The organism is Streptomyces cinereoruber, assembly GCF_009299385.1.
GTDB lineage: Bacteria > Actinomycetota > Actinomycetes > Streptomycetales > Streptomycetaceae > Streptomyces > Streptomyces bikiniensis.
In genome coordinates this window covers 5,234,255-5,259,435 of the sequence record NZ_CP023693.1, presented here as the reverse complement: position 1 = coordinate 5,259,435, position 25,181 = coordinate 5,234,255, and the positions used below count along the sequence as shown (strand labels likewise).

The following is a 25,181-nucleotide window of genomic DNA, read 5'->3' as shown; positions in this document are numbered from 1 at the left end:
GCTCCGAATTTACTAGGACGTCCTAGTAAATGTCGATGGCAGACCCCGCGCCGGTGTGGCGCGGGGTGGGGGTTACGCCTTGGCGGGAACCGGCTGCGCGCCGCTGACCAGCGGAAGCGTCTCGCGGTAGATCTTGCGCTCGACGAAGAAGGCGGCGAACGGGATGGTCCCGGAGACCAGCACCCACAGGAGCTTGCCGAAGGGCCAGCGCGCCTTGGAGCCCAGGTCGAAGGCGAAGACCAAGTAAAGGATGTAGAGGACGCCGTGGGTCTGGGAGACCGCGAAGGTGAGGTCCTCGCCCGTGTCGAAGCCGTACTTGGCGACCATGCACGCGCACAGGATGAGGAGCATGACCGCGGTCACGTACGCCATGACGCGGTAGCGGGTCAGCACGCTGGATTTCATGGCGTCGAGCGTAACCGTACGTTCCGGGCGATCTTCGCGCGGGTCAGACCTCGTCGAAGTCGTTCGCCGCCACCCGGAGCGGGCGGAGCATCGCGAAGATCTCGGCGCACTCCTCGGCGTCGTACGCGCCGAGGCCGAAGTCCATCTCCATCAGGTCGCGGGTCGCCGCCTCGACCACCTCGCGCCCCTTGTCGGTGATGGTGGCGAGGGTGCCGCGGCCGTCGTTGGGGTTGGGGCGCTTGGCGACGAGGCCGGACCTCACCAGCCGGTCGACCGTGTTCGTCACCGAGGTGGGGTGCACCATCAGCCGCTCGCCGATCTTGGACATCGGCAGCTCGCCCGCCTTGGAGAAGGTCAGCAGGACCAGGGCCTCGTACCGCGCGAAGGTCAGGCCGTACGGCTTGACGACCGCGTCGACCTCCGCGAGGAGGATCTGGTGGGCGCGCATGATCGAGGTGATCGCGGCCATCGAGGGGACCGGGCCCCAGCGCTTCTGCCAGAGTTCGTCGGCGCGGGCGATGGGGTCGAAGGGGAGACTGAGCGGCTTCGGCACGCGTCGACCTTACCCATGGGGAACATGGCGGTCAGCCCCGTCTCGTCCTTCGGTCGCCCGCAGTTCCGCGGCGGCGGCGAGGAGGCAGAGGGTCCCGACGACACCGGTGCCCGCGACGACCGCGTGCACGGGGACGAACTCTGCCGCGAGCCCGGCGCCCGCCATGCCGACGCCCTGGACGGTCATCATGCCCGCCGTCATCAGGGTCATGGCCCTCCCCCGCCGCTCCTCGGGCACGGCGGCGACGAACCGGGCGTCGAGGCCGAGGGTGTACGCGCCGGTGGCGCCGGCCAGGAAGAGCGCGGCGGCCGCGAGGGCGACGCCGGGCCGGACGGCGTACAGCAGGTAGGGCAGCACGCCGGTGACGGCGAGCGGCAGCACGAGCCGGGAGCGGGCGGCGGCGGAGAGGAACGAGCCGGCGAGCAGCTCGCCCGTGATGGTGCCGACGGGCAGCGCGCACATGAGGAGGCCGAGGGCGGCGGTGGAGACGCCGATCTCGTCGGCGTAGGGGGCGGCCAGCGCCTCCGGTACGACGGCGAAGAACGGCGGCACCCAGAACATCACCATCAGGGCGCGCACGCGCCGGTCGCGGAGGAGCGCCCAGGTGCCGGCGAGGCCGCCCTCCCCGTCCCCGCCGCCCCGGGCGGGGCGCCGGACGGTGCCGAGGCGGAGCAGCAGCGCCGAGACGAGGAAGGTGGCGGCGGTGACGACGAGGGCGCCGCGCGGCGGGACGACGGTGAGGAGGACGCCGCCGGCGGCGAACCCGGCGAGCAGGGCGCTCTGGGAGACGATCCGCAGGAGGGAGCGGCCGAGGACGAAGAGGTCGCCCTCGCCGAGGACGTCGGCGAGGGTCGCCATGCGGGTGCCGTTGAAGACGGGCGAGACGACGGCGATGGCGCAGCGCAGCGCGAGCAGGGCGGCGACGGGGGTGGCGGGGACGGTCATCAGGACGACGCAGGCGGCACAGACGAGGTCGCAGACGACGAGGATCCGGCGGGGCGGGAAGCGATCGGTGAGACCGGCGAGGAGGGTGCCGCCGACGAGGTAGGGGAGGAAGCCGAGGGCGAAGGTGAGGGAGGAGAGGAGCGGGGAGCGGGTGAGGTCGTAGACGAGCACGGTGAGCGCGAGCTCGCTGACGACGACCCCGAGGAGGGAGAACAGGTGCGCCGTGAACACGAACCGGAACTCCCGGACGCGGAAGACGGCCCGGTAGCCGGGGCTGGGCGGAACCGGCCCCTGCCCCGGGCCCGCGACGGGGGTCGGGCTGCCGGGGGCGGACGCGCCCTCGGTCCGGTCGGCGGGCGCGGGCTCGGCCTTCGGGCCGCCGGCGGGCACGGACGCGGGCGCCCCGGCCGGTAGGGGGACGGCCTCCCCGACCGGTACGGAGACGGGCGTGCCCGCCGGTACGGATGCGGTCTCCCCCGCCCGCGCGAGGGCGGGCGCGGGTGCGGGCTCCCCCGGCGGCGCGGAGGGGGTCGGGGTGTCGGGCTTCGGCATGGGCGCAGACTGCCGTCGCGGGGGCGGGGGACCTAGACTTTCGGGTCCAGGCGAATCTTCCGGAGGGGCCGTGCCGTATCACCTGCGTTTCGGGGAGGCCGACCCGCTGCGCATCCGGTTCGCCGTCTCGCCGCTGTGGGAGGCGCACTCCGCCGTGCGGGTCCTCGCGCGGCCCCGGCAGCAGGGGTACCACCTGCCCTGGATGCGCCGGATCGCGGACGCCGCGCGGGGGCTGGACCTGGCGCCGCTGCACCTGCTGATGCCGGCGCGCGGGCACAGCCCGGACTTCCTGTACCCGCCGCCGCTGGGGCCCGCCGCCTCCTTCGAGGAGGAGATCGAGGCCGTACGGAGGACCGATCCGGCGCTCGCCCTGCTCGACTTCGAGCGGGCGCTCGCCGCGACCCCGGGGGCGGCGGAGACCGAGGAGGGGCGGCGGATGCTCGCGGACCCCGCCGGCGCGGTGGGGCGGCTCACCGAGCTGCTGCGGGCCGCCTGGGAGGCGCTGGTGGCGCCCGACTGGCCCCGGCTGCGGGCGCTCCTGGAGGCGGACGTGGCGTACCACTCGCGGCGGCTCGCGGAGGGCGGCCTCGAACGGCTCCTGGGCGAGCTGCACCCGTCCTTCGACTGGGCGGCGGAGACGGCCACGCTCCGGGTGGACTACCACGGCGAGCACGTGCGGCCGCTGGACGGCCAGGGCCTCGTCCTGATGCCGTCCGTGTTCACCTGGCCCAACGTGGTGAGCGGGTTCGACCCGCCGTGGCAGCCGACGGTGGTGTACCCGGCGCGCGGGATCGGCGGGCTGTGGACGGACGCCCGGGACCGCACTCCGGAGGCCCTGGGGCGGCTCCTCGGCCCGGTGCGGGCGGACGTGCTGTGCGCCCTGACGGAGCCGATGGGGACCACGGCCCTCGCCCATCTGCTGGGCCGGGCGCCCTCGACGGTCTCGGCGCACCTGACGGTGCTGCGGGACGCGGGACTCCTCGCCTCCCGGCGCTACGGCCACCAGGTGCTGTACGAGCGGACCCCGCTGGGCCTCGCGGTGTCGCAGCCCGGAGCGGAATGACCGGCCCCCGGCCCGGAGGATCCGGGACGGGGGTCGGGGGCAGGGGGGCGCTCGGCCCTCCGGGTGTCAGCTCTCCAGGTGCCGTTCGACGGTGGCGACCTTGCTGTGCAGGCCGTCCGTCACGCCGGGGCGGATGTCGGCCTTGAGGACGACGGAGACGCGGGGCGCGCGGGCCTCGACGGCGGCGACGGCGCGCTTGACGACGTCCATGACCTCGTCCCACTCGCCCTCGATCGAGGTGAACATCGCGTCGGTGCGGTTCGGCAGGCCCGACTCCCGGACGACGCGGACGGCGTCGGCGACGTACTCGCCGACCTCCTCGCCCACGCCGAGCGGGGTCACCGAGAAGGCGACGATCACGCGTTCACCGTGCCCTCGCGGCGGGCGCGGGAGGCGATGACCGCGTCCTCGGCCTCGCGCTTCAGCTTCCGCTCGGCGTAGAAGCCGCCCAGGGGCAGGACCGAGAGGGCGAAGTAGAGGGCGGCGGTGCCGAAGCTCCACTTGGTGCGGTTCCAGGCGTCCAGCCAGAAGAGCACGTACACGACGAAGAGGATGCCGTGGATCGCTCCCATGACCGGCACCGCGTTGAACTCCGTCGTCCGCTTGAGCACCGAGCAGACGAGGAGGAGCAGGAACGAGACGGCCTCCGGCGCGGAGACGAGCCGGAGCCGGTGGAGGGAGGAGGCGGTCTTGATGTCCACGGAGGGGGTCACCTTCGTTCGGTCTCGTGACGCGATCTTGTGAACGGATGCACAAGGGCGCGTCCATTGTGCACGGCGACTTTGCTGTCCCTTTAGGTGGGTCCCCAGTACCTTCGGGCCGTGGCAACGTTCCGACTCCAAGGCAGCAAGGTGCTCGCCGTCTCCCTGACCGGCGACGCCGTGAAGGCGAAGAACGGCTCGATGGTCGCCTACGACGGCCAGATGGCGTTCAAGAAGATGAGCGGCGGCGGTGAGGGCCTGCGCGGCATGGTGACCCGCCGGCTCACGGGTGAGCAGATGGAGGTGATGGAGGTGCGCGGGCAGGGGACCTGCTGGTTCGCCGACCGGGCGTCCGAGATCAACCTCGTCTCCCTGCACGGCGACAAGCTGTGGGTGGAGGCGAGCAATCTGCTCTGCACCGACGCGGGGCTGCGCACCGGCACCACCTTCACGGGGCTGCGCGGCGGGGCCACCGGCAACGGCCTCTTCACCACGACGGTGGAGGGGACGGGCCAGGCGGCGCTCCTGTCGGACGGCCCGGCGGTGGTGCTGCGGGTGACCCCGCAGTACCCGCTCCAGGTGGACCCCGGCGCGTACATAGCCCACCAGGGCAACCTCCAGCAGCACTTCCAGTCGGGCGTGACCTTCCGCACCTTCATGGGCGAGGGCGGCGGCGAGGCCTTCCAGATCCGCTTCGAAGGGGACGGCCTGGTGTACGTCCAGCCGAGCGAGCGGAACACGATCGGGGGTGACGTCTGATGCCGTTCCGGGAGATCAACTCGAAGATGGTCGAGGCGACCGTCGTGCCGGGGCAGCGGTTGTTCAGCCAGCGCGGCGCGATGCTGGCGTACCGCGGGGACGTCACTTTCACGCCGAACACGGCGGGCGGTCAGGGCGGCCTGATGTCGATGATCGGCCGCCGGGTGGCCGGCGAGGCGACGCCGCTGATGACGGTGGAGGGCAGCGGCACGGTGATGTTCGGGCACGGCGGCCACCACATCCAGGTGATCGCGCTGACCGGCGACACCCTGTACGTGGAGGCCGACCGGCTGCTCGCCTTCGACGGGACCCTGGAGCAGGGCACGATGTTCATGGGCTCGCAGGGCGGGGTGATGGGCATGGTCCGGGGCCAGGTGACCGGCCAGGGCCTCTTCACCACCACCCTGAAGGGCCACGGGTCGGTGGCCGTGATGGCGCACGGCGGGGTGATCGAGCTGCCGATCGTCCCGGGCCGCCCGGTGCACGTGGACCCGCAGGCGTACGTGGCCCACCACGGCGACGTGCGCAACAAGCTCTCCACCGCGCTCGGCTGGCGCGACATGGTGGGGCGCGGCTCGGGCGAGGCGTTCCAGCTGGAGCTGAGCGGCAGCGGCGCGGTGTACGTCCAGGCCTCGGAGGAGAAGCTGTGAGCACCCCTGTCATCCACGATCCGCACACCCTGCCGTCGGACGACAACGTCAATCCGTACACCTTCTGCGTGGAGCTGAAGGGCTCCCAGTGGTTCCTGCAGAAGGGCAAGATGATCGCCTACTACGGGCGGATCGAGTTCAACGGCATCGGGCACGGGCGGCTCGACCGGCTGGTGCGGACGTCCTTCCACTCGCCGCTGCACGCGAGCGACTGGGTGGTGGCCGAGGGCAGCGGGAAGATGCTGCTCGCGGACCGGGCCTTCGACGTGAACTCCTTCGACCTGGACGAGGGCAACCTGACGATCCGGTCCGGGAACCTGCTGGCCTACCAGCCGACCCTGGCGCTGAAGCAGTCGATCGTGCCGGGGTTCGTGACGCTGATCGGGACGGGCAAGTTCGTGGCCGCGTCGAACGGTCCGGTGGTCTTCATGGAGCCGCCGATGCGGGTGGACCCGCAGGCGCTCGTGGGCTGGGCGGACTGCCCCTCGCCCTGCCACCACTACGACCACGGCTACCTGACGGGCGTGATGGGCGGCCTGCGGTCCCTGACGGGGCTGGGCGGCACCTCGGGTGAGGAGCACCAGTTCGAGTTCGTGGGGGCGGGCACGGTGCTGCTCCAGTCGACGGAGCTGCTGATGGCGGAGCAGGACATCGGCGCTCCCCCGGCCCAGGCGGGCGTTCCCGGCGGCCACGGTGCGCACGGTTCGGGCCACGGACAGCAGGGTTCGACACCGCGTCTTCCCGGCCAGCTGGGGGACCTCCAGCGCCGCTTCGGGCTGTGAGCGGTAGTCTGCGGACCGTGACGTACTCGAACGTCTGCGCCGACGGCGGGGGCGGGGGCCGTCTCCGGGTGGGGCCCCGGGTGCCCTGCGTCACGCTCCCAGATTTCGTCAAGAATTCAACTTCTTAGGTAGAATCCACATATGGAGACCGATACGGCCACCCCGTGGCTCACCGACGGCGAGCAGTGTGCCTGGCGCACCTTCCTGGACGTCCAGAGGATGCTGACGCACCAGTTGGAGAAGGACCTCCAGCCCTTCGGCCTGACGATGAACGACTACGAGATCCTGGTGAACCTCTCGGAGTCGGCCGAGCGCCGGCTGCGCATGAGCGACCTCGCCGCGGCCACCCTCCAGTCGAAGAGCCGCCTCTCCCACCAGATCACCCGGATGGAGAACGCGGGCCTGGTCCGGCGCGAGAACTGCGAGTCGGACCGGCGCGGCCTGTACGCCGTCCTCACCGACCAGGGCATGGAGACCATGCGCAAGGTCGCCCCGCACCACGTCGAGTCGGTGCGCCGGCACTTCATCGACCAGCTCACCCCCGAGGCGCTCGGCGACCTCCACGAGTCCCTGAAGCCGGTCGCGGAGCAGCTGCGCGGACGGCGCGGCAAGCCGTAGCCCCCGTACGGGAAAGGGCCTCCCCGGCGCCCCGGGGAGGCCCTTCCTCGTGCGTGCCGCTCAGTTGCCCGTCAGCTCCGCCACCAGCTCGTCGGCGGCCGCGTACGGGTCGAGGTCGCCGGCCGTGATCCGCTCCGCGAGGGCGTCGAGCCGCCGGTCGCCGCGCAGGTCCCCGATCCGCTCGCGCAGGGCCGTGACCGCGATGGTCTCGACCTCGCGCGACGCGCGGGCCCGGCGGCGCTCCGCCAGGACCCCGTGCTCCTCCATCCAGGCGCGGTGCTTCTCCAGGGCCTCCACGACCTCGTCGACGCCCTCGCCGCGGGCCGCGACCGTCTTGACGATCGGCGGCCGCCAGTCGCCCGGCGCGCGCGCCTCGCCGAGGCCCAGCATGTGGTTGAGCTCGCGGGCGGTGGCGTCCGCGCCGTCCCGGTCGGCCTTGTTCACCACGTACACGTCGCCGATCTCCAGGATGCCCGCCTTCGCGGCCTGGATGCCGTCGCCCATGCCCGGCGCGAGCAGGACCACGGAGGTGTCGGCCTGGGAGGCGATCTCGACCTCCGACTGCCCGACGCCGACGGTCTCCACGAGGATCACCTCGCAGCCGGCCGCGTCCAGGACGCGGATGGCCTGCGGGGCGGACCAGGCGAGGCCGCCCAGGTGGCCGCGGGTCGCCATGGAGCGGATGTAGACGCCCGGGTCGGAGGCGTGGTCCGACATCCGGACCCGGTCGCCGAGCAGCGCGCCCCCGCTGAACGGGGAGGACGGGTCGACGGCCAGGACGCCGACCCGCTTGCCCGCCCGGCGGTAGGCGGTGACGAGCGCGGACGTCGAGGTGGACTTGCCGACGCCGGGAGAGCCCGTGAGGCCCACCACGTACGCGCCGCCGGTGAGCGGCGCGAGCGCCGCCATCACCTCGCGCAGCTGCGGGGACGCCCCCTCCACCAGCGAGATGAGCCGGGCCACGGCCCGGGGCCTGCCCTCGCGCGCCTGGGCGACGAGTGCGGGGACGTCCACCATGTGCAGAGCTCCTTGCCTGACCTTGCCTGGGTGACTTACTTGCCGGCCACGCGGACGATCAGGGCGTCGCCCTGGCCGCCGCCGCCGCACAGGGCCGCCACGCCGACGCCGCCGCCGCGCCGCTTGAGCTCCAGGGCGAGGTGGAGCACGAGCCGGGCGCCGGACATGCCGATCGGGTGGCCGAGGGCGATGGCGCCGCCGTTGACGTTCACCTTGTCGGAGGTGATGCCGAGGTCCTTCATCGACTGGACGGCGACCGCGGCGAAGGCCTCGTTGATCTCGATCAGGTCGAGGTCGTCGACGGTCAGGCCCTCCTTCTTCAGGGCGTGCAGGATCGCGTTGGACGGCTGCGACTGGAGGGAGTTGTCCGGGCCGGCCACGTTGCCGTGGGCGCCGATCTCGGCGATCCACTCCAGGCCCAGCTCCTCGGCCTTGGCCTTGCTCATCACGACGACGGCGGCGGCGCCGTCGGAGATCTGCGAGGAGGTGCCGGCGGTGATGGTGCCGTCCTTGGCGAAGGCGGGGCGGAGCTTGCCGAGGGACTCGGCGGTGGTCTCGGCGCGGATGCCCTCGTCCTGGGAGAAGATCACCGGGTCGCCCTTGCGCTGCGGGATCTCGACCGGGGTGATCTCGGCCTCGAAGATGCCGTTCTTCTGGGCGGCGGCGGCGCGCTGGTGCGAGAGGGCGCCGATCTCGTCCTGCTCGGGGCGCGCGATGCCCAGGCGGGTGTTGTGCTTCTCGGTGGACTCGCCCATGGCGATGCCCTCGAGGGAGTCGGTGAGGCCGTCGTACGCCATGGAGTCGAGCAGCTCGATCGCGCCGTACTTGTAGCCCTCGCGGGACTTCGGGAGCAGGTGCGGGGCGTTGGTCATCGACTCCTGGCCGCCGGCGACGACGACGTCGAACTCGCCGGCGCGGATCAGCTGGTCGGCGAGGGCGATGGCGTCGAGCCCGGAGAGGCACACCTTGTTGACGGTGAGGGCCGGGACGTTCATCGGGATGCCGGCCTTGACGGCGGCCTGGCGGGCGGGGATCTGCCCGGCGCCCGCCTGGAGCACCTGGCCCATGATCACGTACTGCACCTGGTCGCCGCCGATGCCGGCCCGGTCGAGGGCGGCCTTGATGGCGAAGCCGCCGAGGTCGGCGCCGGAGAAGGACTTGAGCGAACCGAGCAGGCGACCCATGGGCGTACGGGCGCCCGCGACGATCACTGAGGTGGTACCGGTCGTTCCAGACATGAGGCACGGCCCCTAGGGATGAGAAGTGAACGAGGGTTTACCGCCAATGTACTGAGGGGCCCGGCGCCCGGTCATCGGCGCGGCGGTGTGACGGCGCGCACGTTGCGTAACCACCCCTCCGGGGTTGCACTGGAGCCATGCTGACGCGAATCGACCACATCGGGATCGCCTGTTTCAACCTCGACGCGACCGTCGAGTTCTACCGCGCGACCTACGGCTTCGAGGTCTTCCACACCGAGGTCAACGAGGAGCAGGGCGTCCGCGAGGCCATGCTCAAGATCAACGAGACCTCGGACGGCGGGGCCTCCTACCTCCAGCTCCTGGAGCCGACCCGGGAGGACTCGGCGGTGGGCAAGTGGCTCGCCAAGAACGGCGAGGGCGTGCACCACATCGCCTTCGGCACCGCCGACGTCGACGGGGACGCCGAGGCCATCCGCGGCAAGGGCGTCCGGGTCCTCTACGACGAGCCGCGGATCGGCTCCATGGGCTCCCGGATCACCTTCCTGCACCCCAAGGACTGCCACGGCGTCCTCACGGAACTGGTCACTTCGGCGGAGCCGTCGGCTGACCACTCCTCAGCGGAGCACTGACCTCCGGATTCCCGGCCCGGTAGAGTGGGCGGCTCCGGGCCGGGGCCGGTCGGGGCCGCTCCGCGTGGCACCCAAGTCGGGATGTCGGGGTCGTCCGATCTGCCACGATTCCCGGGGGCCCGTCCCCGGCCGAGGGGGCGGCGCTCGTTGGGTGTTGCGACCAGGGTTGGGGTCTCCCCCGCTCGAACGCGTTGAGAGCTCGGGGAAGGATGGGACCGCGCAGTGCGGGGCTACGAACGCCAGGAGAGCCACCGAGCTGAGGACGACCATCTCGCTCGGTTCGAAGCCGAGATGGACCGGCTGAAGACCGAGCGGGAGAAGGCCGTCCAGCACGCCGAGGACCTCGGTTACCAGGTCGAGGTCTTGCGTGCCAAGCTCCACGAGGCGCGCCGCACCATCGCGTCCCGGCCCGCGTACGACAGCGCCGACATCGGCTACCAGGCCGAGCAGATGCTGCGCAACGCCCAGGCGCAGGCCGAGCAGCTCCGCCAGGACGCCGAGCGGGAGCTGCGCGAGGCCCGGGCCCAGACCCAGCGCATCCTCCAGGAGCACGCCGAGCACCAGGCCCGGCTCCAGGCCGAGCTGCACAACGAGGCCGTCCAGCGGCGCCAGCAGCTCGACCAGGAGCTGAACGAGCGCCGCCAGACCGTCGAGGCGCACGTCAACGAGAACGTCGCCTGGGCCGAGCAGCTGCGCGCCCGTACGGAGTCCCAGGCCCGCCGGCTGATGGAGGAGTCCCGCGCGGAGGCCGAGCAGGCGCTCGCCACCGCCCGCGCCGAGGCCACCCGGCTCGCCGAGGAGACCAGCCGCCGCGTCGGTGCCGAGGCGGAGGCCGCCCGCACCGAGGCCGAAGCGATTCTGCTGCGCGCCCGCAAGGACGCCGAACGGCTCCTCGCCAACGCCGCGGGGCAGGCGCAGGAGGCCACCAGCCACGCCGAGCAGCTGCGCTCCTCCACCGCGGCCGAGACCGACCAGGCCCGCCGCCAGGCCACCGAGCTGTCCCGCGCCGCCGAGCAGCGGATGCAGGAGGCCGAGGAGAGGCTGCGGACCGCCCGCGCCGAGGCCGAGAAGGCACTCACCGAGGCCAAGGAGGCCGCCGCCCGGCAGCTCTCCTCCGCCGAGTCGGTCAACGAGCAGCGCACCCGTACGGCCAAGGCGGAGATCGCCCGGCTCGTCGGCGAGGCCACCAAGGAGGCCGAGACCCTCAAGGCCGAGGCCGAGGAGAAGCTGCGCGAGGCGACCGCCGAGGCGGAGAAGCTGGTCGCGGAGGCCTCCGACAAGGCCCGTACGGCCGCCGCCGAGGACTCCGCCGCCGCGCTCGCCAAGGCCGCCCGCAGCGCCGAGGAGATCCTCACCAAGGCGTCCGAGGACGCCCGGGAGACCACCCGCAAGGCCGCCGAGGAGGCCGAGCGGGTCCGCCGCGAGGCCGAGACCGAGGCCGACCGGCTGCGCGCCCAGGCCGAGGAGCAGGCGGACGAACTGCTCGGCTCGGCGAAGGACGACACCAAGGAGTACCGCGCCAAGACCGTCGAGCTCCAGGAGGAGGCGCGGCGGCTGCGCGGCGAGGCCGAGCAGCTGCGCGGCGAGGCCATCGACGAGGGCGAGCGGATCCGCGGCGAGGCGCGCCGCGAGGCCCTCCAGCAGATCGAGGAGGCGGCCAAGACCGCCGAGGAGCTGCTCTCCAAGGCCCGTACGGACGCCGAGGAGCTGCGGACGAAGGCCGGCGCGGAGAGCGAGAAGGTCAAGTCCGAGGCGATGGAGCGCGCCCAGACGCTCCGGGCCCAGGCCGAGGAGACCCTGGAGCGCACCCGCGCCGAGGCCGAGCGGCTGCGGACCGAGGCCGAGGAGCAGGCCGAGTCGGTGCGGACCGCGGCCGAGGCGGCGGCGACGGCGCTGCGCGCGGACGCCGAGCGGGCCGCCGAGGCCCGGCGCGCGGAGGCCGCCGAGGAGCTGGCCCGGCTGCACGCCGAGGCCGGGGCGAAGGTGGCGGCCGCCGGGGAGGAGCTGACCGACGCGCGCGCCGAGGGCGAGCGGATCCGGCGCGAGGCCGCCGAGGAGACGGAGCGGCTGCGGACCGAGGCCGCCGAGCGCATCCGCGTCCTGCGGGAGCAGGCCGAGCAGGAGGCCGAGCGGCTGCGCGTCGAGGCGGCGGCCGACGCGGGCGCCGCGCGCGCCGAGGCCGAGACCGCGGCCGTACGGCTGCGCACGGAGGCGTCCGAGGAGGCCGAGCGGCTGCGGTCGGAGGCCCAGGAGACCGCCGACCGGGTGCGGGCGGAGGCCGCGGCCGCCGCCGAGCGGGTGGCCGCCGAGGCCGCCGAGGCGCTGGCCGCCGCGCAGGAGGAGGCCGTACGGCGCCGCCGGGAGGCCGAGGAGACGCTGGAGTCGGCGCGTTCCGAGGCCGGCCGGGAGCGCGAGCTGGCCCGGGAGCAGTCCGAGGAGCTGCTCGCCGCCGCCCGCAAGCGGGTCGAGGACGCCCAGGTCGAGGCGCAGCGGCTGGTCGAGGAGGCGGACGCGCGGGCGACCGAGATGGTCGCGGCGGCCGAGCGGACCGCCCAGGAGGTGCGGGACTCGGTGGCCGGTCTGCGCGAGCAGGCCGAGGAGGAGATCGCCGGGCTGCGGTCGGCGGCCGAGCACGCCGCCGAGCGGACGCGTTCCGAGGCGCAGGAGGAGGCGGACCGGGTCCGCTCCGACGCGTACGAGGAGCGGGAGCGGGCGGCCGAGGACGCGGCCAGCGTCCGGGCGCGCGCCCAGGAGGAGGCCGAGGCCGCGAAGGCGCTGGCCGAGCGGACGGTCACGGACGCGCTCGCGGAGTCGGAGAAGCTGCGGGCGGACACCGCCGAGTACGCACAGCGGGTGCGGACCGAGGTGACGGACTCGCTCGCCGCGGCCGAGCAGGACGCGGCCCGTACGCGGGCGGACGCCCGGGACGACGCGAACCGGATCCGTTCGGAGGCCGCGGAGCGGGCCGAGACGGTGGTCGGCGAGGCGCGGGCCGAGGCGGACCGGCTCACCGCCGAGGCGGTCGAGCTCATGGAGACCACCGAGCAGGACGCCCTGCGCATCCGTACCGAGGCCGAGCGGGTCAAGGCGGACGGCGAGGCGCACGCGGAGGCGCTGCGGGCGGCCGCGCTCGCGGACGGCGAGCAGGTCCTCGACGAGGCCCGCAAGGCCGCCGACAAGCGGCGCGCCGACGCCGCCGAGCAGGCCGACGCGTTGATCGCCGAGGCGACGAGCGAGGCCGAGCGCCTGACCCGCGAGGCGGCCGAGCTGGCCGAGCGGGTCACCACGGAGGCGACGGCCGAGGCCGAGCGGCTCACCGCCGAGGCGGTCGAGCTCATGGAGACCACCGAGCAGGACGCCCTGCGCATCCGCGCCGAGGCCGAGCAGGTCAGGATCGACGGCGAGGCGCACGCCCAGGCGCTGCGGGCCGCGGCCCTCGCGGACGGCGAGCAGGTCCTCGACGAGGCCCGCAAGGCCGCCGACAAGCGGCGCAGCGACGCCGCCGAGCAGGCCGACGCCCTGATCGCGGAGGCCACGAGCGAGGCCGAGCGGCTGACCCGCGAGGCCGGCGAGCTGGCCGAGTCGGTCGTGGCGGAGGCGCGCGCCGAGGCGGAGGCGACGGTCGGTTCCGCGCGGCGGGACGCCGAGGAGGTCCGCGCCGGTTCGGAGCGGCTGAAGGCGGACGCCGAGGCGGCGGCCGAGCGGATGCGCGCGGAGGCCCGCGCGGAGGCGGACCGGGTCCTGGACGAGGCGCGGGAGGCCGGGGCCAAGAAGCGTTCGGACGCGGCCGAGCAGGCGGACCAGCTCATCAACAAGGCCCGGGAGGAGGCGCTGCGCGCCACCACGGAGGCCGAGGCGCAGGCGGACCTGATGGTCGGCGCGGCCCGCAAGGAGGCCGAGCGGATCGTCGCCGAGGCGACCGTCGAGGGCAATTCCCTGGTGGAGAAGTCCCGTACGGACGCGGACGAGCTCCTGGTCGGGGCGCGCAGCGACGCGACGGCCATAAGGGAGCGGGCCGAGGAGCTGCGGGGCCGGATCGAGGGCGAGATCGAGGAGCTGCACGACCGGGCGCGGCGCGAGACGGCCGAGCAGATGAAGACGGCCGGCGAGCGGGTCGACAAGCTGGTGAAGGCGGCGACGGAGCAGCGCGCCGAGGCCGAGGAGAAGGCGAAGGAGCTGGTCTCCGAGGCGAGTTCGGAGGCGAGCAAGGTCCGGATCGCGGCCGTGCGGAAGGCCGACGCGCTCCTCAAGGAGGCCGAGCAGAAGAAGGCGTCGCTGGTCGCGGAGGCCGAGGGCATCAAGGCGGAGGCCCAGCGGATCAGGGCCGAGGCGGAGGCCGAGGCGGCGGAGACGATCGCGGAGGGCAAGCGCGAGCTGGAGGTGCTGGTGCGCCGGCGCAAGGACATCAACGCCGAGATCTCCCGTGTCCAGGACGTGCTGGAGGCGTTGGAGTCCTTCGAGGCGCCGGGCGGCGCGAAGTCCCCCGGGGGCGCGGGCGCCAGGGCGGGGGCCTCGGCCGGTTCCACTCGTACGGGTGGCAAGTCCCAGGACGGCTAGCCACTCAAAAGGCTGGACATTCTCCAGACCAAACAGGCATACGCTCGATGACACGCCGCTTCGGCCCCTAGGATTCCCTCTAACACCTCACCGGTCTCATTCGACAGGAACCCCATGAGCGACACTTCCTCCCCCTTCGGCTTCGAGCTCGTGCGGCGCGGTTACGACCGCGGTCAGGTGGACGACCGCATTACCAAGCTCGTGGCCGACCGCGACAGTGCTCTTTCGCGCATCACCTCTCTGGAGAAGCGCATCGAGGAGCTCCACCTCGAGACGCAGAACGCCCAGGCACAGGTCACCGACGCCGAGCCGTCGTACGCGGGGCTCGGCGCCCGGGTCGAGAAGATCCTCCGGCTCGCCGAGGAGGAGGCGAAGGACCTGCGCGAGGAGGCCCGTCGCGCCGCCGAGCAGCACCGCGAGCTGGCCGAGTCGGCGGCCCAGCAGGTGCGCAACGACGCGGAGACGTTCGCGGCGGACCGCAAGGCCAAGGCCGAGGACGAGGGCGTCCGGATCGTCGAGAAGGCGCAGGGCGAGGCGAACTCGCTGCGCGCCGAGGCGCAGAAGGACGCGCAGTCGAAGCGCGAGGAGGCGGACGCCCTCTTCGAGGAGACCCGCGCCAAGGCCGCCCAGGCCGCCGCGGACTTCGAGACCAACCTGGCGAAGCGCCGCGAGCAGTCGGAGCGGGACCTGGCCTCGCGCCAGGCGAAGGCCGAGAAGCGCCTGGCGGAGATCGAGCACCGGGCCGAGCAGCTGCGCCTGGAGGCCGAGAAGCTGCGTACGGACGCGGAGCGCCGGGCCCGCCAGACGGTGGAGACCGCGCAGCGCCAGGCCGAGGACATCGTGGCCGACGCGAACGCCAAGGCCGACCGCATCCGCAGCGAATCGGAGCGCGAGCTGGCGGCCCTGACGAACCGCCGGGACTCCATCAACGCGCAGCTGACCAACGTCCGCGAGATGCTGGCGACGCTGACCGGTGCCGCGGTGGCGGCGGCCGGCTCCCCGATCGACGACGAGCGGCAGACCGGCGTCCCGGCCCAGCAGACCCGGTAACGGCCCGTCGGACAACGACTCGGCAACGGCTCGCGAACCCTCCGTCATTCCGGTGGCGGAGGGTTTTGCGCGCCCGTAGGTTGTACGCATGATCGAGCTTGAGGGCCTGACCAAGCGTTACGGGACGAAGACCGCGGTCGACCACCTCTCCTTCCAGGTGCGACCCGGTGTGGTGACCGGCTTCCTCGGGCCGAACGGGGCGGGCAAGTCGACCACGATGCGGATGATGCTGGACCTGGACAACCCGACGAGCGGGACGGTCCGGATCGACGGCAAGCACTACCGGGAGCTGCACGAGCCCCTGAAGCACATCGGGGCACTGCTCGACGCCAAGGCGATGCACGGCGGCCGTTCGGCGTACAACAACCTGCTGTGCCTGGCGCAGTCGAACCGCATCCCGCGGAGCCGGGTGGACGAGGTCCTCGGTCTGGTGGGTCTGACGGCGGTCGCGGGGAAGAAGTCGAAGGGTTTCTCCCTCGGGATGGGGCAGCGGCTCGGCATCGCCTCGGCGCTCCTCGGTGATCCCGAGATCCTGATGTTCGACGAACCCGTCAATGGTCTGGACCCCGAGGGAATTCACTGGATCCGCAATCTGATGAAGGCGTTGGCGTCCGAAGGGCGGACGATCTTCGTTTCCAGCCATCTGATGAGTGAAATGGCGCTGACGGCCGATCATCTGATCGTGATCGGGCAGGGAAAGCTGCTGGCCGACACGTCGATGGCGGATTTCATCCAGCAGAATTCCCGGAGTTATGTGCGGCTGCGTTCGCCGCAGCAGGAGCGGCTGCGGGACGTGCTGCACGCCAACGGTTTCACGGTGGTCGAGGCGGGCGGCGGCGTCCTGGAGATCGACGGGGCGACGACCGAGAAGCTCGGCGAGCTGGCGGCCGAGAACGGGCTCGTGCTGCACGAGCTGAGCGCCCAGCGCGCCTCCCTCGAAGAGGCGTTCATGCAGATGACGGCGGGCGCGGTGGAGTACCACGCGCACGGCACCGACGTACACGGCGGCGCGGCGGCGCCCGGCCCCCAGTGGGGCACGACCACCGGCACGACCACCAAGGGAGCCTGAACGATGGCAGCGGCATCCGCGGTCCTCCAGTCCGAGTGGACCAAGATCCGGACGGTGTCCTCGACCGTCTGGACCCTGGCGAGCGCCCTCCTCGTCACGGTGGCGATGGGTGCGGGCCTGTCCGCGCTGATGGCGGCGACCTTCGACGACCTGCCCGAGGCCCAGCGGCTCACCTTCGACCCGACCCTGGTCAGCTTCTCCGGGACCGTCCTCGGCCAGCTGGCGATGGTGGTCTTCGGCGTCCTGGTGGTGGGGACGGAGTACTCCTCCGGCATGATCCGCACCTCGCTGGCGGCCGTGCCGCAGCGGGCCGCCTTCCTCTTCTCGAAGATCGCGGTGGCGGGCGGGCTCGCGCTCCTGGTGGGTCTGGCGACCAGCTTCCTCTCCTTCTTCCTGGGACAGGCGCTGCTCGGCGACCACGGGACCACGATCGGTGCGGAGAACGTGCTGCGGGCGGTGGTCGGCGGCGGGCTCTACATGGGCCTGATCGCGATCTTCTCCATGGGCGTGACGGCGATGCTGCGCTCCTCGATGCTCTCGCTCGGCATCCTGGTGCCGTTCTTCTTCCTGGTCTCGCAGATCCTGGCGGCGGTGCCGAAGGCCAAGGAGGTCGCCCGGTACTTCCCGGACCAGGCCGGGTCGAAGATCATGCAGGTCGTGCCGGGCGCCCTGGACTCGGAGGAGGCCCCGTACGGGCCGTGGGGCGGGCTCGGGATCATGCTGCTGTGGGTGGCGGCGTCGCTGCTCGGCGGCTACCTGGTGCTGAAGAAGCGGGACGCCTGATCCCCGGAAGCGGGACGCCCGGCCCTTTCTGTTTGGCCGGAACCGTCAACCCCTGGATAAGCTCCTAGCTCATACGGGGGGCTCCGGCCGACTGACGCCGCGCCCCGGCACGGATGCGACCGACCTGTCGATGGGGCTGCAGAATGATCGAGGCAGTCGGCCTGACGAAGCGCTACGGCGCCAAGACGGCCGTGTACGACCTTTCCTTCCGGGTGAGGCCCGGTGTCGTCACCGGCTTCCTGGGGCCCAACGGCTCCGGCAAGTCCACGACGATGCGGATGATCCTCGGACTCGACCAGCCCTCCGCGGGCCACGTGACGATCGGCGGCCACCCGTTCCGGCAGCTGCCGAACGCGCCGCGGCAGGTGGGCGCGCTCCTCGACGCCAAGGCCGTGCACGGCGGCCGGAGCGCGCGCAGCCACCTGCTCTCGCTCGCCCAGCTCGCCGGCATCCCGGCGCAGCGGGTGGACGAGGTCCTGGGCGTGGTCGGCCTCCAGGACGTGGCCAAGCGGCGCTCGAAGGGCTTCTCGCTCGGCATGGGCCAGCGGCTCGGCATCGCGGCGGCGCTCCTCGGCGACCCGCAGGTGCTGCTCTTCGACGAGCCCGTCAACGGCCTGGACCCCGAGGGCATCCTCTGGGTGCGGAACCTGATGAAGAAGCTGGCCTCGGAGGGCCGGACGGTCTTCGTCTCCAGCCACCTCATGAGCGAGATGGCGCTGACGGCGGACCACCTGATCGTGATCGGCCGGGGGCAGCTGCTCGCGGACATGAGCGTCACGGACTTCATCTCGGCGAACTCCGCCGACTTCGCCCGGGTGCGGACGCCGGGGACCGAGCCGGCGCAGCGGGAGAAGCTGACGGCGGTCCTGACGGAGGCCGGCGGCCAGGTCCTCTCCGAGCCGGACGGGGCGCTGCGGGTGACCGGCCTGCCGCTGCCGAGGATCAGCGACCTGGCGCACGGCGCGGACGTACGGCTCTGGGAGCTGTCCCCGCACCAGGCGTCCCTGGAGGAGGCGTACATGCGCCTGACGCAGGGCGCCGTGGACTACCGCTCCACCGACGACAAGCTCGCCCACCTCCAGCCGCCGCTCCAGCCCGGGCAGCCGGGGTACGGGGTGCCGCCGCAGCCGGTGGCCCAGGACGTGCCGCAGCAGGGCTGGTACGCCCCGCCGCCGCCCGGGCAGAACCCGTACGCCGCGCCGGCGCCCGCGCCGGGTCCGTACGCCCCTCAGGCCGCCCCCCAGCCGAGCGACACTCCCAAGGACGCCCGATGACCGCCCCCGCCCACCCGCAGCACGCCCCGGCGCCGCACGCCTACGTCTCCCCCATCCCGGTCCGCAGGGCGCACCTCGGGGACGCCCTCGCCTCCGAGTGGACGAAGATCCGCTCGGTGCGTTCGACCATGTGGACGCTCGGCGTCATGATCCTGCTGATGGTGGTCATCGGCCTGGGCGTGGCGGCCATCGCCTCGTCCGCGGAGGCTCCGATGGGCGAGGAGACGGCGCTCGCCTTCGGTTTCTTCGGGATGCTGCCGGCTTCGATCTGCGTGATCACGCTCGGGGTGCTGACGATCGCCTCGGAGTACGGCACGGGCATGATCCGCACGACGCTGACGGCGTGCCCGAGCCGGGCCCGGGTGCTCACGGCGAAGGCGATCGTCTTCTTCCTGCTGGTCTTCACGGTCACCACGGTGGTCGCGACGCTGGTCGCCCTCGCGCAGGTCGCCCTGGTGGACGCGGCGGAGCCGTCGGCGGACGAGTGGCTGCGCGCGACGGTCGGCGCGGGCGCCTACCTGGCCGCGCTCGGGCTGCTGTCGCTGGCGATCGGCACGCTCATCCGGCACTCGGCGGGCGCGATCACGGTGATGATCGGTCTGCTGCTGCTGCCGCTGGTGGCGGCCCTGTTCATGTTCTCCGCGGCGCTGAAGTCGGTGCAGGAGTGGCTGTTCACGTACGCCATCCCCTCGCAGATGATCGCGCTGTACAGCTCGCAGCCGCCGTTCGGCGAGGACGGCCCGGCGGGCTGGGAGCCGCTGCTGATCATGGGGGGCACGGCGGCGGTGGTGCTCGCCGGCGCCTACGCCCTGCTGAACAGCCGGGACGTGTAGTCGGGCGCCCCCTCAGTACCTCGGCGCGTTGCGGGACCGCTGCACCCGGCTGGTGCGGCGGTCCTTCGCGTTCCAGCAGGCCTTGTGCCAGTGGCGCCGGTCGTCCACTCCCCCGTACTCCGGCCAGGCGACCACGTGCGGGGCGCCGGGCGGGATCTCCTGGTCGCAGCCGGGGCAGCGGTAGCGCTTGCCGGGCGAGCTGGACCCGGCGACGAGGCGCACGTACCACTCCTCGCCCTGCCAGCTCTCGGTGCGCTGCGCCCCGCCGTACCGGTCGCCGTGGTCGTCCTGCGGCGCGGACTTCTCGCGGCCTCGGGCGCGGTTGTGACGCGGGGACACGGGCACACCTCACGGGATCGGGGAACACGGACGGTTCCCTCCAGCCTACGGGCCGCCACGCGGTGCCCCGGGCCCGGTGGGCGGGGGCCCTGCCGAAAATCGCAAGAACTTCATGAACGGCCGTTGCCTTTGGCACGTGTCAGGCGTTGTTGCCAGTGCGAGGGGGAAATACGCGTCGGCCGCAAGGAGGCACAAGGCGATGCGCGTGGGTACGTTCGTTCTGGCCGCCCAGTTCCCGGGCCAGGGACAGGGAGAGGCGCTGCACCGTGCGGTGCGGACCGCCGAGGTCGCCGAGGAGGCGGGGCTCGACTCCGTATGGCTGGCCGAGCACCACTTCGTGCCGTACGGGGTCTGCCCGTCGGCCGTCACGCTGGCGGCGCTGCTCCTCGGCCGCACCCGGCGACTGCGGGTCGGCACGGCGGTGAGCGTGCTGCCGACCGTCCACCCGGTGGCCCTGGGCGAGCAGGCGGCCCTGCTGCACCTCACCTCGGGCGGCAGGTTCACCCTCGGAGTGGGCCGGGGTGGGCCGTGGGTCGATCTGGAGGTGTTCGGTGCGGGCCTGGAGGCGTACGAGAAGGGGTTCCCCGAATCGCTCGACCTGCTGCTTCGCTGGCTGACCGAGGCGCGCGTCGGCGCCGAGGGGGAACGGTTCTCCTTCCGGGAGGTGCCGGTGGTGCCCCGGCCGGACGAGCTGATCGGCGGGGAGGCGGGCCCGGAGGTGGTGGTGGCGTGCACCTCGCCGAAGAGCGTGCGGCTTGCCGCCGAGCGCGGGCTTCCGATGCTGCTCGGGATGCACTGCGGCAACGAGGACAAGGCCGAGATGGTCGCGGCCTGGACCCGCTGGTCCCGGGAGTCCGGGCGGGACCCGGAGGAGACCGCGCGGATCGGCTCCCACCACGTGTCGGCGGGCGTGGCCCAGCTGGCGGACCGGGACGAGGACGCGGCCGAGGCGCTGGTGAAGGCGATGCCCGGCTGGCTGCGGCAGGGGCTCGACGCGCATGTGACGGTGGACGGCCGGCACCGGTCGATGCGGGACCCCGTGGCGTACACGGAGCTGCTGTGCGGGCTGCACCCGGTGGGCACGCCCCGGCTCGCGGCGGACCGGCTGGCGGCGACGGCGGAGCGCACGGGCATCACGCGCTTCGCCCTGCTCGCGGAGGGCTCGGGCGATCTCGCGGCGACCGAGGAGAACGTCCGGCGCCTCGGCGCGGAGGTCCTGCCGCTCCTGGTGTGAGGCGGCGGGCGCCCGGGGCGGGGCGGCGCGGTGCCGTTCGTCCGGTGACCGTGCTGCCGCTCCGGCATCCCTTCGCGCCGGTGCGCGTCGACGCGCACCGGCCCCCTTCTCCCGCGACGGGGAGCGGCAGCACCATGTCTCAGCAGTCGCGCAGTTCCGGGGACTGGTTCAGAAGCTGCCCCCTTATGGAGGTGAAGCGGGCGAGCCGGTCGTCCACCGCCGGGTCCAGCGGGAAGACCGCCACCCGGTGGCAGTTCTGGAAGGCGAGACGCACCCCGAAGTGCCGCTGCAGGGCACCACGGATGGCGTCGCTCGCGAGTGCGCGCAGCAGCTGGCCACGTGCCTGCTCATTCGGCGGCGGCGTCTGGTTGTCGGCGAACTCTCCGCCGTCGACCTTCAGCTGGGCCACCAGAGAGCTGATCATCTCCCATGCGTAGGGCAGGGAGGTCCGGACGCAGTCGACGAAGTCGGCTTCGTCGACCTCGCCTCGCTCGGCCTGTTCCAACAGGGCCGGTGAGACGTCGAGCGACATGGGTTCTCCTCTCGCGACCCCGCGGACGGGGTCTTGCGGGCAGGGCGAAGGCCGGGCCGTCCGCCACGCAGCGTGCCCGGACGACGACCTCCAGCTTCCACGGTAAGCGCGCAGTCCTGGCCGCACCAGAAGATGGAGCACACAACCGGCCGATAACCGACGGGTGTTCGGCTCATGAAGATCCCCTCCGGGTTCCGGGCGATGCCCGAATCGCGCGGAAGAGCGCCCGTCTTGTAGCGTTGCCGACCATGCGTCTCGTCATTGCCCGCTGTTCCGTCGACTACGCGGGCCGGCTCACCGCCCACCTGCCCTCCGCGCCCCGTCTGATCCTGGTCAAGGCAGACGGCAGCGTCTCCGTCCACGCGGACGACCGGGCGTACAAACCGCTCAACTGGATGTCCCCGCCCTGCACGCTGAAGGAGGGCACCGGCGACGACGCGGGCGTCTGGACCGTGATCAACAAAGCGGGCGAGAAACTGATCATCACGATGGAGGAGATCCTCCACGACTCCTCGCACGAGCTGGGCGTGGACCCCGGTCTCATCAAGGACGGCGTGGAGGCGCACCTCCAGGAGCTGCTCGCCGACCGCATCGAGACCCTCGGCACGGGCTACTCCCTGATCCGCCGGGAGTACCCGACGGCAATCGGCCCCGTGGACATCCTGTGCCGGGACTCGGACGGCGCGACGGTCGCGGTGGAGATCAAGCGGCGCGGCGAGATCGACGGCGTCGAGCAGCTGACCCGCTACCTGGAACTGCTCAACCGCGATCCGCACCTGGCGCCGGTGAGGGGCGTCTTCGCGGCCCAGGAGATCAAGCCGCAGGCGCGGGTCCTCGCGACGGACCGCGGCATCGGCTGCGTGGTCCTCGACTACGACGCCCTGCGCGGCATCGAGGACGACAAGCTGCGGCTGTTCTAGGAGCGGTACGGGGGTACGGGGCGGCCCCGGGTGCGTGGACACGCATCCCGGGGCCGTTCCCGTTCTTCCGTACGGCGTACGGGTCAGGCGGGGGTCTCCGTGGCGGTGGAGCCGGTGGGGGCGCTGCCGAGAGGGGCGGAGGCGGAGTTGCTGGGGTCGTTTTCCCCGTCCGCCGGAGAGCTGGTCGTACTGGAGGGGCTGGGGGTCTCGGACGGGGTACCGCTCGACGACTCCGACGGGGTCTCGGTCGGCGTCGTCGGCGTCGAGGAGCTCGGTTTCGGGGACGTCGGCGGACGCGTCGTGGTCGGCCTCGACGTCGGGGACGTGGGCAGCGTCGTCTCCGACGGGGACGTCGTCGCCGACGGGTCGTCCGAAGGCGAGGAGGACGGCGAGCCGTCGGTGGCGCCCGGGCTCGTGGAGGAGGACGGCGAGGCGCTGCCGGAGCCGGAGGGGCTCGGGGTGACGGAGCCGGTGGGGGTGTTCGTCTCCCCCGGTTCGGCGTCCTCGGGCGTCTCCTCGGTGTCGGTCCCGTCGTCGGGGGCGCCCTGGGTCGCGGTGCTGTCGGAGGTGACGCGCTGCGGGGTCGGGTCCTCGCCGTTGCCGGAGGTGGCGCCGAGGGTCACGACGGTGCCGAGGACGGCGACGAGGAGCGCGCCCGCGCCGACGGCGACGAGGTTGCGGCGGGCGCCGGCGAGGATGCCGCCGGCGAGGCCGGAGCGGCCGTCCTTCGCCGGCTCGGGGGGCGCGGCGGGCGCAGGGGTCCTGTCGGCGAAGCCGGAGAAGGTGTCGGCGAAGCCGGGGAAGGCGGGGGCCGGGGTCCGCGCGGATCCGCCGGGCAGCGGGGCCGTGACCGGCTCCGGGCCGGGGAGGGCCGGGCGGGCGGCCGGGGTGCCGCGCGGCGGGGAGACGGGCTCCTCGGCGCGGAGGGCGGCCGGAGTGGCGTGCTCCCCGGAGAGGTCGGCGACGAGGGCGAGCGCCCGGCGGCCGGCGACGGTGCCGCGCTTGTCGGCGAGGACGCCGCGCATGCCGATGGAGGCCTCCAGCTCGGCGCGGGCCCGCTCCAGGTTGCCCGAGCAGATCGCGAGGACGCCGAGCTCGTGGTGGAAGTAGGCCTCCTCCGCGACGTCCCCGGTCAGCCGGGCGGCCTCCTGGCCGGCGCGCAGGGCCCGCTCCCAGGCGCCCCAGTGCAGTCCGGCGGCGAAGGCGGGGGCGGCGGCGCGGGCGAGGAGGACGGCGGTGGCCCGGTGCTCGGCGGCGGCCTCGGCGGCGGTGGCGCTGCCGGGGAGGAGGGCGGTGAGGGCGGCGAGCAGGGCGTCGGCCTCGGCGGCGGCCCGTTCGGGGGTGACGGAGGGGTGGGCGGCCCACCAGGCGTAGTGCTGGGCGGCGGTGTGGGCGCGGTCGGCGGCTCCGGGCTCGTACCCCTGGGCGAGGAGCTGGGTGAGGACCCCGGCGGCGAGCCGGTAGCGGGGGCCGGCCGGGGAGAGCAGGCCGCAGGCCACGAGTTCGCCGAGGGCGGCGTCGGCGTGGGTGTCGCCGACCAGGGCCGGCAGGTGGGCCTGGTGCGGGACCTCGCCGCCGAGGGCGACGGCGAAGCGCAGGGCGGTCTGGGCGGAGCGGCTGAGCCGGGAGGCGAGGAGGGCGGCGGGGGCGGCGCCCTCGCCGAGGCTGGGCAGGGGTATCTCGCGCAGCTCGACGTCGGGGTCGGCGACGCCGTCGAAGGAGGCGGCCGCGGCCTTCGCCGCCGCTTCGGGGTCGGTGGGTCCGAAGGCCTCTTCGAGGGCGCCGAAGGCGTCGAACTCGGCGGGGGTGACGCGCAGTCGGTCGCGCTGGCGGAGCAGGGCGCCGGCCTGGACGAAGCGGAGGGGCAGGCCCTCGGACTCGAACCACAGGTCGCCGGCCCAGTTGGCCTCCTCGTCGGTGAGGGTGCGGCCGACGGCGCTCTCCAGGAGCTTGAGGGCGGCGCCGCGGCCGAGGCCGGCGAGGAGGACCTCCTCCAGGTGGGCGCCGGCCGAGGGGACGGGGGTGTCGGGGGTCGCGGCGAGGAGGAAGGCGCACTCGGGGGCGGCGGCGAGGAGTTCGTCGAGGGCGGCGCCGCCGAACTCCAGGTCGTCGACGACGACCACGGCGCCGACGTCGCGGAGCCGGTCGAGGAGGGCGGTCCGGTCGGGGCGCTGCCCGGGGGCGTGCCGGACGGCGGCGAAGAGCTCGTGGAGGAGTTCGCCGGCGGTGCGGTGGTGGCCGGAGAGGCGGACGACGCCGTCGGGGGCGAGGTCGGCGCAGTCGGCGGCGACCGCGTCGAGGAGGGTGGTGCGGCCGGAGCCGGGGACGCCGAGGAGCCGGGCGGAGCGGCCGCGGCCGAGGATCGCGGTGAGGCGTTCGCGCTCCTCCTGGCGTTCGAGGAGGGGCAGGGCGGGGGCCACCGGGCCGGGCGGTACGGGCGGGGCGGCGGCGCGGGCGGCCTCGGCGCGCTCCTCGGGGGTGCGGGGGCGGGGGGTTTCCGGCTCCTGTCCGGGCGGGCAGGGCTCGATCTCGCTGCCGTCGACGGGGTTGACGGTGAGGAGGAGCTCGCCGGAGACGAGCCGGACGACGCGGGCGCGCGCGGGCGTGGCCGCGGGTGCGGGCACGCCGCGGCCCTGGCGGGCCTCCTCGCCCTCGGTGTCGTGACCGTATTCCTCCGACCCCGGGTTGATCGGGTCCATGGTCCTAGCCCCCAAGAA

At 73.4% G+C, this 25,181-nt stretch carries 24 protein-coding genes; 14 read left to right on the top strand and 10 right to left on the bottom strand.

Annotated features, from left to right (window positions below):
- Positions 1 to 72: 72 nt before the first annotated feature.
- From CP977_RS23880 to CP977_RS23870, 3 genes are read right to left on the bottom strand one after another with little or no spacing between them, the layout of a single operon-like run.
- Positions 73 to 405 carry a DUF3817 domain-containing protein gene (locus CP977_RS23880; RefSeq protein ID WP_062752156.1) on the bottom strand — a complete coding sequence of 111 codons (333 nt, stop codon included), beginning with the start codon at positions 403 to 405 and terminating at the stop codon, positions 73 to 75.
- Between the two features lie 43 nt (positions 406 to 448).
- Complete coding sequence (locus CP977_RS23875; protein WP_062752157.1) at positions 449 to 958, bottom strand: MarR family winged helix-turn-helix transcriptional regulator; 510 nt, start codon at positions 956 to 958, stop codon at positions 449 to 451.
- 9 nt (positions 959 to 967) lie between these two features.
- The gene (locus CP977_RS23870) at positions 968 to 2,455 is read right to left on the bottom strand and encodes an MFS transporter (RefSeq protein WP_208420652.1); all 1,488 of its coding nucleotides are present in this window, start codon (positions 2,453 to 2,455) and stop codon (positions 968 to 970) included.
- 70 nt (positions 2,456 to 2,525) lie between these two features.
- Here CP977_RS23870 and CP977_RS23865 point away from each other — a divergent pair, with 70 nt between their 5' ends.
- Complete coding sequence (locus CP977_RS23865; RefSeq protein WP_152370776.1) at positions 2,526 to 3,518, top strand: ArsR/SmtB family transcription factor; 993 nt, start codon at positions 2,526 to 2,528, stop codon at positions 3,516 to 3,518.
- A gap of 66 nt (positions 3,519 to 3,584) precedes the next feature.
- Here CP977_RS23865 and CP977_RS23860 read toward each other — a convergent pair whose 3' ends face one another.
- Complete coding sequence (locus CP977_RS23860) at positions 3,585 to 3,878, bottom strand: MTH1187 family thiamine-binding protein (RefSeq protein ID WP_062752160.1); 294 nt, start codon at positions 3,876 to 3,878, stop codon at positions 3,585 to 3,587.
- A complete protein-coding gene (locus CP977_RS23855) occupies positions 3,875 to 4,219 on the bottom strand; it encodes a DUF3817 domain-containing protein (RefSeq protein WP_062756861.1) in 345 nt (114 codons plus the stop codon). Before CP977_RS23855 ends, CP977_RS23860 begins: the two co-directional genes overlap by 4 nt.
- 120 nt (positions 4,220 to 4,339) lie before the next feature.
- Here CP977_RS23855 and CP977_RS23850 point away from each other — a divergent pair, with 120 nt between their 5' ends.
- The 4 genes from CP977_RS23850 to CP977_RS23835 all read left to right on the top strand — a co-directional run bounded on the left by CP977_RS23850 (position 4,340) and on the right by CP977_RS23835 (position 7,028).
- Complete coding sequence (locus CP977_RS23850) at positions 4,340 to 4,978, top strand: AIM24 family protein (protein WP_079131027.1); 639 nt, start codon at positions 4,340 to 4,342, stop codon at positions 4,976 to 4,978.
- On the top strand, positions 4,978 to 5,628 hold the full coding sequence (locus CP977_RS23845) for an AIM24 family protein (RefSeq protein WP_109185396.1): 651 nt from the start codon (positions 4,978 to 4,980) through the stop codon (positions 5,626 to 5,628). Before CP977_RS23850 ends, CP977_RS23845 begins: the two co-directional genes overlap by 1 nt.
- On the top strand, positions 5,625 to 6,410 hold the full coding sequence (locus tag CP977_RS23840) for an AIM24 family protein (RefSeq protein WP_109185395.1): 786 nt from the start codon (positions 5,625 to 5,627) through the stop codon (positions 6,408 to 6,410). Before CP977_RS23845 ends, CP977_RS23840 begins: the two co-directional genes overlap by 4 nt.
- A gap of 141 nt (positions 6,411 to 6,551) precedes the next feature.
- A complete protein-coding gene (locus CP977_RS23835; RefSeq protein ID WP_062752164.1) occupies positions 6,552 to 7,028 on the top strand; it encodes a MarR family winged helix-turn-helix transcriptional regulator in 477 nt (158 codons plus the stop codon).
- A gap of 60 nt (positions 7,029 to 7,088) precedes the next feature.
- Here CP977_RS23835 and meaB read toward each other — a convergent pair whose 3' ends face one another.
- On the bottom strand, positions 7,089 to 8,045 hold the full coding sequence (meaB, locus tag CP977_RS23830; RefSeq protein WP_062752165.1) for a methylmalonyl Co-A mutase-associated GTPase MeaB: 957 nt from the start codon (positions 8,043 to 8,045) through the stop codon (positions 7,089 to 7,091).
- Positions 8,046 to 8,080: 35 nt separating this feature from the next.
- A complete protein-coding gene (locus tag CP977_RS23825; protein ID WP_152370775.1) occupies positions 8,081 to 9,283 on the bottom strand; it encodes an acetyl-CoA C-acetyltransferase in 1,203 nt (400 codons plus the stop codon).
- 137 nt (positions 9,284 to 9,420) lie between these two features.
- Between CP977_RS23825 and mce the strand changes: the two genes are divergently transcribed.
- The 7 genes from mce (at position 9,421) to CP977_RS23790 (ending at position 19,439) form a co-directional block, all read left to right on the top strand.
- Positions 9,421 to 9,873 carry a methylmalonyl-CoA epimerase gene (gene mce / locus CP977_RS23820; RefSeq protein ID WP_062752167.1) on the top strand — a complete coding sequence of 151 codons (453 nt, stop codon included), beginning with the start codon at positions 9,421 to 9,423 and terminating at the stop codon, positions 9,871 to 9,873.
- Positions 9,874 to 10,095: 222 nt separating this feature from the next.
- A complete protein-coding gene (gene scy / locus CP977_RS23815) occupies positions 10,096 to 14,430 on the top strand; it encodes a polarized growth protein Scy (RefSeq protein ID WP_152370774.1) in 4,335 nt (1,444 codons plus the stop codon).
- Between the two features lie 114 nt (positions 14,431 to 14,544).
- Positions 14,545 to 15,480 (top strand): coiled-coil domain-containing protein, encoded by a 936-nt coding sequence (locus CP977_RS23810; protein WP_062752169.1) that lies wholly within the window; start codon positions 14,545 to 14,547, stop codon positions 15,478 to 15,480.
- 88 nt (positions 15,481 to 15,568) lie between these two features.
- On the top strand, positions 15,569 to 16,549 hold the full coding sequence (locus CP977_RS23805) for an ABC transporter ATP-binding protein (RefSeq protein ID WP_062752170.1): 981 nt from the start codon (positions 15,569 to 15,571) through the stop codon (positions 16,547 to 16,549).
- A 3-nt stretch (positions 16,550 to 16,552) separates the two neighbouring features.
- The gene (locus CP977_RS23800) at positions 16,553 to 17,332 is read left to right on the top strand and encodes an ABC transporter permease (RefSeq protein ID WP_062752171.1); all 780 of its coding nucleotides are present in this window, start codon (positions 16,553 to 16,555) and stop codon (positions 17,330 to 17,332) included.
- A gap of 143 nt (positions 17,333 to 17,475) precedes the next feature.
- A complete protein-coding gene (locus tag CP977_RS23795) occupies positions 17,476 to 18,606 on the top strand; it encodes an ABC transporter ATP-binding protein (RefSeq protein ID WP_062752172.1) in 1,131 nt (376 codons plus the stop codon).
- Positions 18,603 to 19,439: an ABC transporter permease gene (locus tag CP977_RS23790; protein WP_062752173.1), complete on the top strand. Its 837-nt coding sequence runs from the start codon at positions 18,603 to 18,605 to the stop codon at positions 19,437 to 19,439. The genes CP977_RS23795 and CP977_RS23790 overlap by 4 nt, the downstream gene beginning before the upstream one ends.
- Before the next feature lie 12 nt (positions 19,440 to 19,451).
- On the opposite strand, the gene CP977_RS23785 is transcribed toward CP977_RS23790, so the two are convergent.
- Positions 19,452 to 19,778, bottom strand: a complete 327-nt coding sequence (locus CP977_RS23785) for a hypothetical protein (protein ID WP_062752174.1) — start codon at positions 19,776 to 19,778, stop codon at positions 19,452 to 19,454.
- A gap of 199 nt (positions 19,779 to 19,977) precedes the next feature.
- On the opposite strand from CP977_RS23785, the gene CP977_RS23780 reads away from it, so the two are divergent.
- Complete coding sequence (locus tag CP977_RS23780; protein ID WP_152370773.1) at positions 19,978 to 21,012, top strand: LLM class flavin-dependent oxidoreductase; 1,035 nt, start codon at positions 19,978 to 19,980, stop codon at positions 21,010 to 21,012.
- 139 nt (positions 21,013 to 21,151) lie between these two features.
- Here the strand turns inward: CP977_RS23780 and CP977_RS23775 are convergent, their stop codons facing one another.
- Positions 21,152 to 21,544: an SCO5389 family protein gene (locus CP977_RS23775; protein ID WP_030218823.1), complete on the bottom strand. Its 393-nt coding sequence runs from the start codon at positions 21,542 to 21,544 to the stop codon at positions 21,152 to 21,154.
- 248 nt (positions 21,545 to 21,792) lie between these two features.
- Between CP977_RS23775 and nucS the strand changes: the two genes are divergently transcribed.
- Positions 21,793 to 22,464 carry an endonuclease NucS gene (gene nucS / locus CP977_RS23770; protein ID WP_062752176.1) on the top strand — a complete coding sequence of 224 codons (672 nt, stop codon included), beginning with the start codon at positions 21,793 to 21,795 and terminating at the stop codon, positions 22,462 to 22,464.
- A gap of 83 nt (positions 22,465 to 22,547) precedes the next feature.
- On the opposite strand, the gene CP977_RS23765 is transcribed toward nucS, so the two are convergent.
- Positions 22,548 to 25,163 (bottom strand): ATP-binding protein, encoded by a 2,616-nt coding sequence (locus CP977_RS23765; protein WP_152370772.1) that lies wholly within the window; start codon positions 25,161 to 25,163, stop codon positions 22,548 to 22,550.
- Positions 25,164 to 25,181: the final 18 nt, after the last annotated feature.

Coding starts and splice junctions, on each gene's coding strand:
- mce (WP_062752167.1), top strand. CDS start 9,421: ATGCTGACGCGAATCGACCACATCGGGATCGCCTGTTTCAACCTCGAC.
- CP977_RS23825 (WP_152370775.1), bottom strand. CDS start 9,283: ATGTCTGGAACGACCGGTACCACCTCAGTGATCGTCGCGGGCGCCCGT.
- CP977_RS23880 (WP_062752156.1), bottom strand. CDS start 405: ATGAAATCCAGCGTGCTGACCCGCTACCGCGTCATGGCGTACGTGACC.
- nucS (WP_062752176.1), top strand. CDS start 21,793: ATGCGTCTCGTCATTGCCCGCTGTTCCGTCGACTACGCGGGCCGGCTC.
- meaB (WP_062752165.1), bottom strand. CDS start 8,045: ATGGTGGACGTCCCCGCACTCGTCGCCCAGGCGCGCGAGGGCAGGCCC.
- CP977_RS23765 (WP_152370772.1), bottom strand. CDS start 25,163: ATGGACCCGATCAACCCGGGGTCGGAGGAATACGGTCACGACACCGAG.
- CP977_RS23810 (WP_062752169.1), top strand. CDS start 14,545: ATGAGCGACACTTCCTCCCCCTTCGGCTTCGAGCTCGTGCGGCGCGGT.
- CP977_RS23870 (WP_208420652.1), bottom strand. CDS start 2,455: ATGCCGAAGCCCGACACCCCGACCCCCTCCGCGCCGCCGGGGGAGCCC.
- CP977_RS23780 (WP_152370773.1), top strand. CDS start 19,978: ATGCGCGTGGGTACGTTCGTTCTGGCCGCCCAGTTCCCGGGCCAGGGA.
- CP977_RS23845 (WP_109185396.1), top strand. CDS start 4,978: ATGCCGTTCCGGGAGATCAACTCGAAGATGGTCGAGGCGACCGTCGTG.
- CP977_RS23775 (WP_030218823.1), bottom strand. CDS start 21,544: ATGTCGCTCGACGTCTCACCGGCCCTGTTGGAACAGGCCGAGCGAGGC.
- CP977_RS23835 (WP_062752164.1), top strand. CDS start 6,552: ATGGAGACCGATACGGCCACCCCGTGGCTCACCGACGGCGAGCAGTGT.
- CP977_RS23800 (WP_062752171.1), top strand. CDS start 16,553: ATGGCAGCGGCATCCGCGGTCCTCCAGTCCGAGTGGACCAAGATCCGG.
- CP977_RS23790 (WP_062752173.1), top strand. CDS start 18,603: ATGACCGCCCCCGCCCACCCGCAGCACGCCCCGGCGCCGCACGCCTAC.
- CP977_RS23805 (WP_062752170.1), top strand. CDS start 15,569: ATGATCGAGCTTGAGGGCCTGACCAAGCGTTACGGGACGAAGACCGCG.
- CP977_RS23795 (WP_062752172.1), top strand. CDS start 17,476: ATGATCGAGGCAGTCGGCCTGACGAAGCGCTACGGCGCCAAGACGGCC.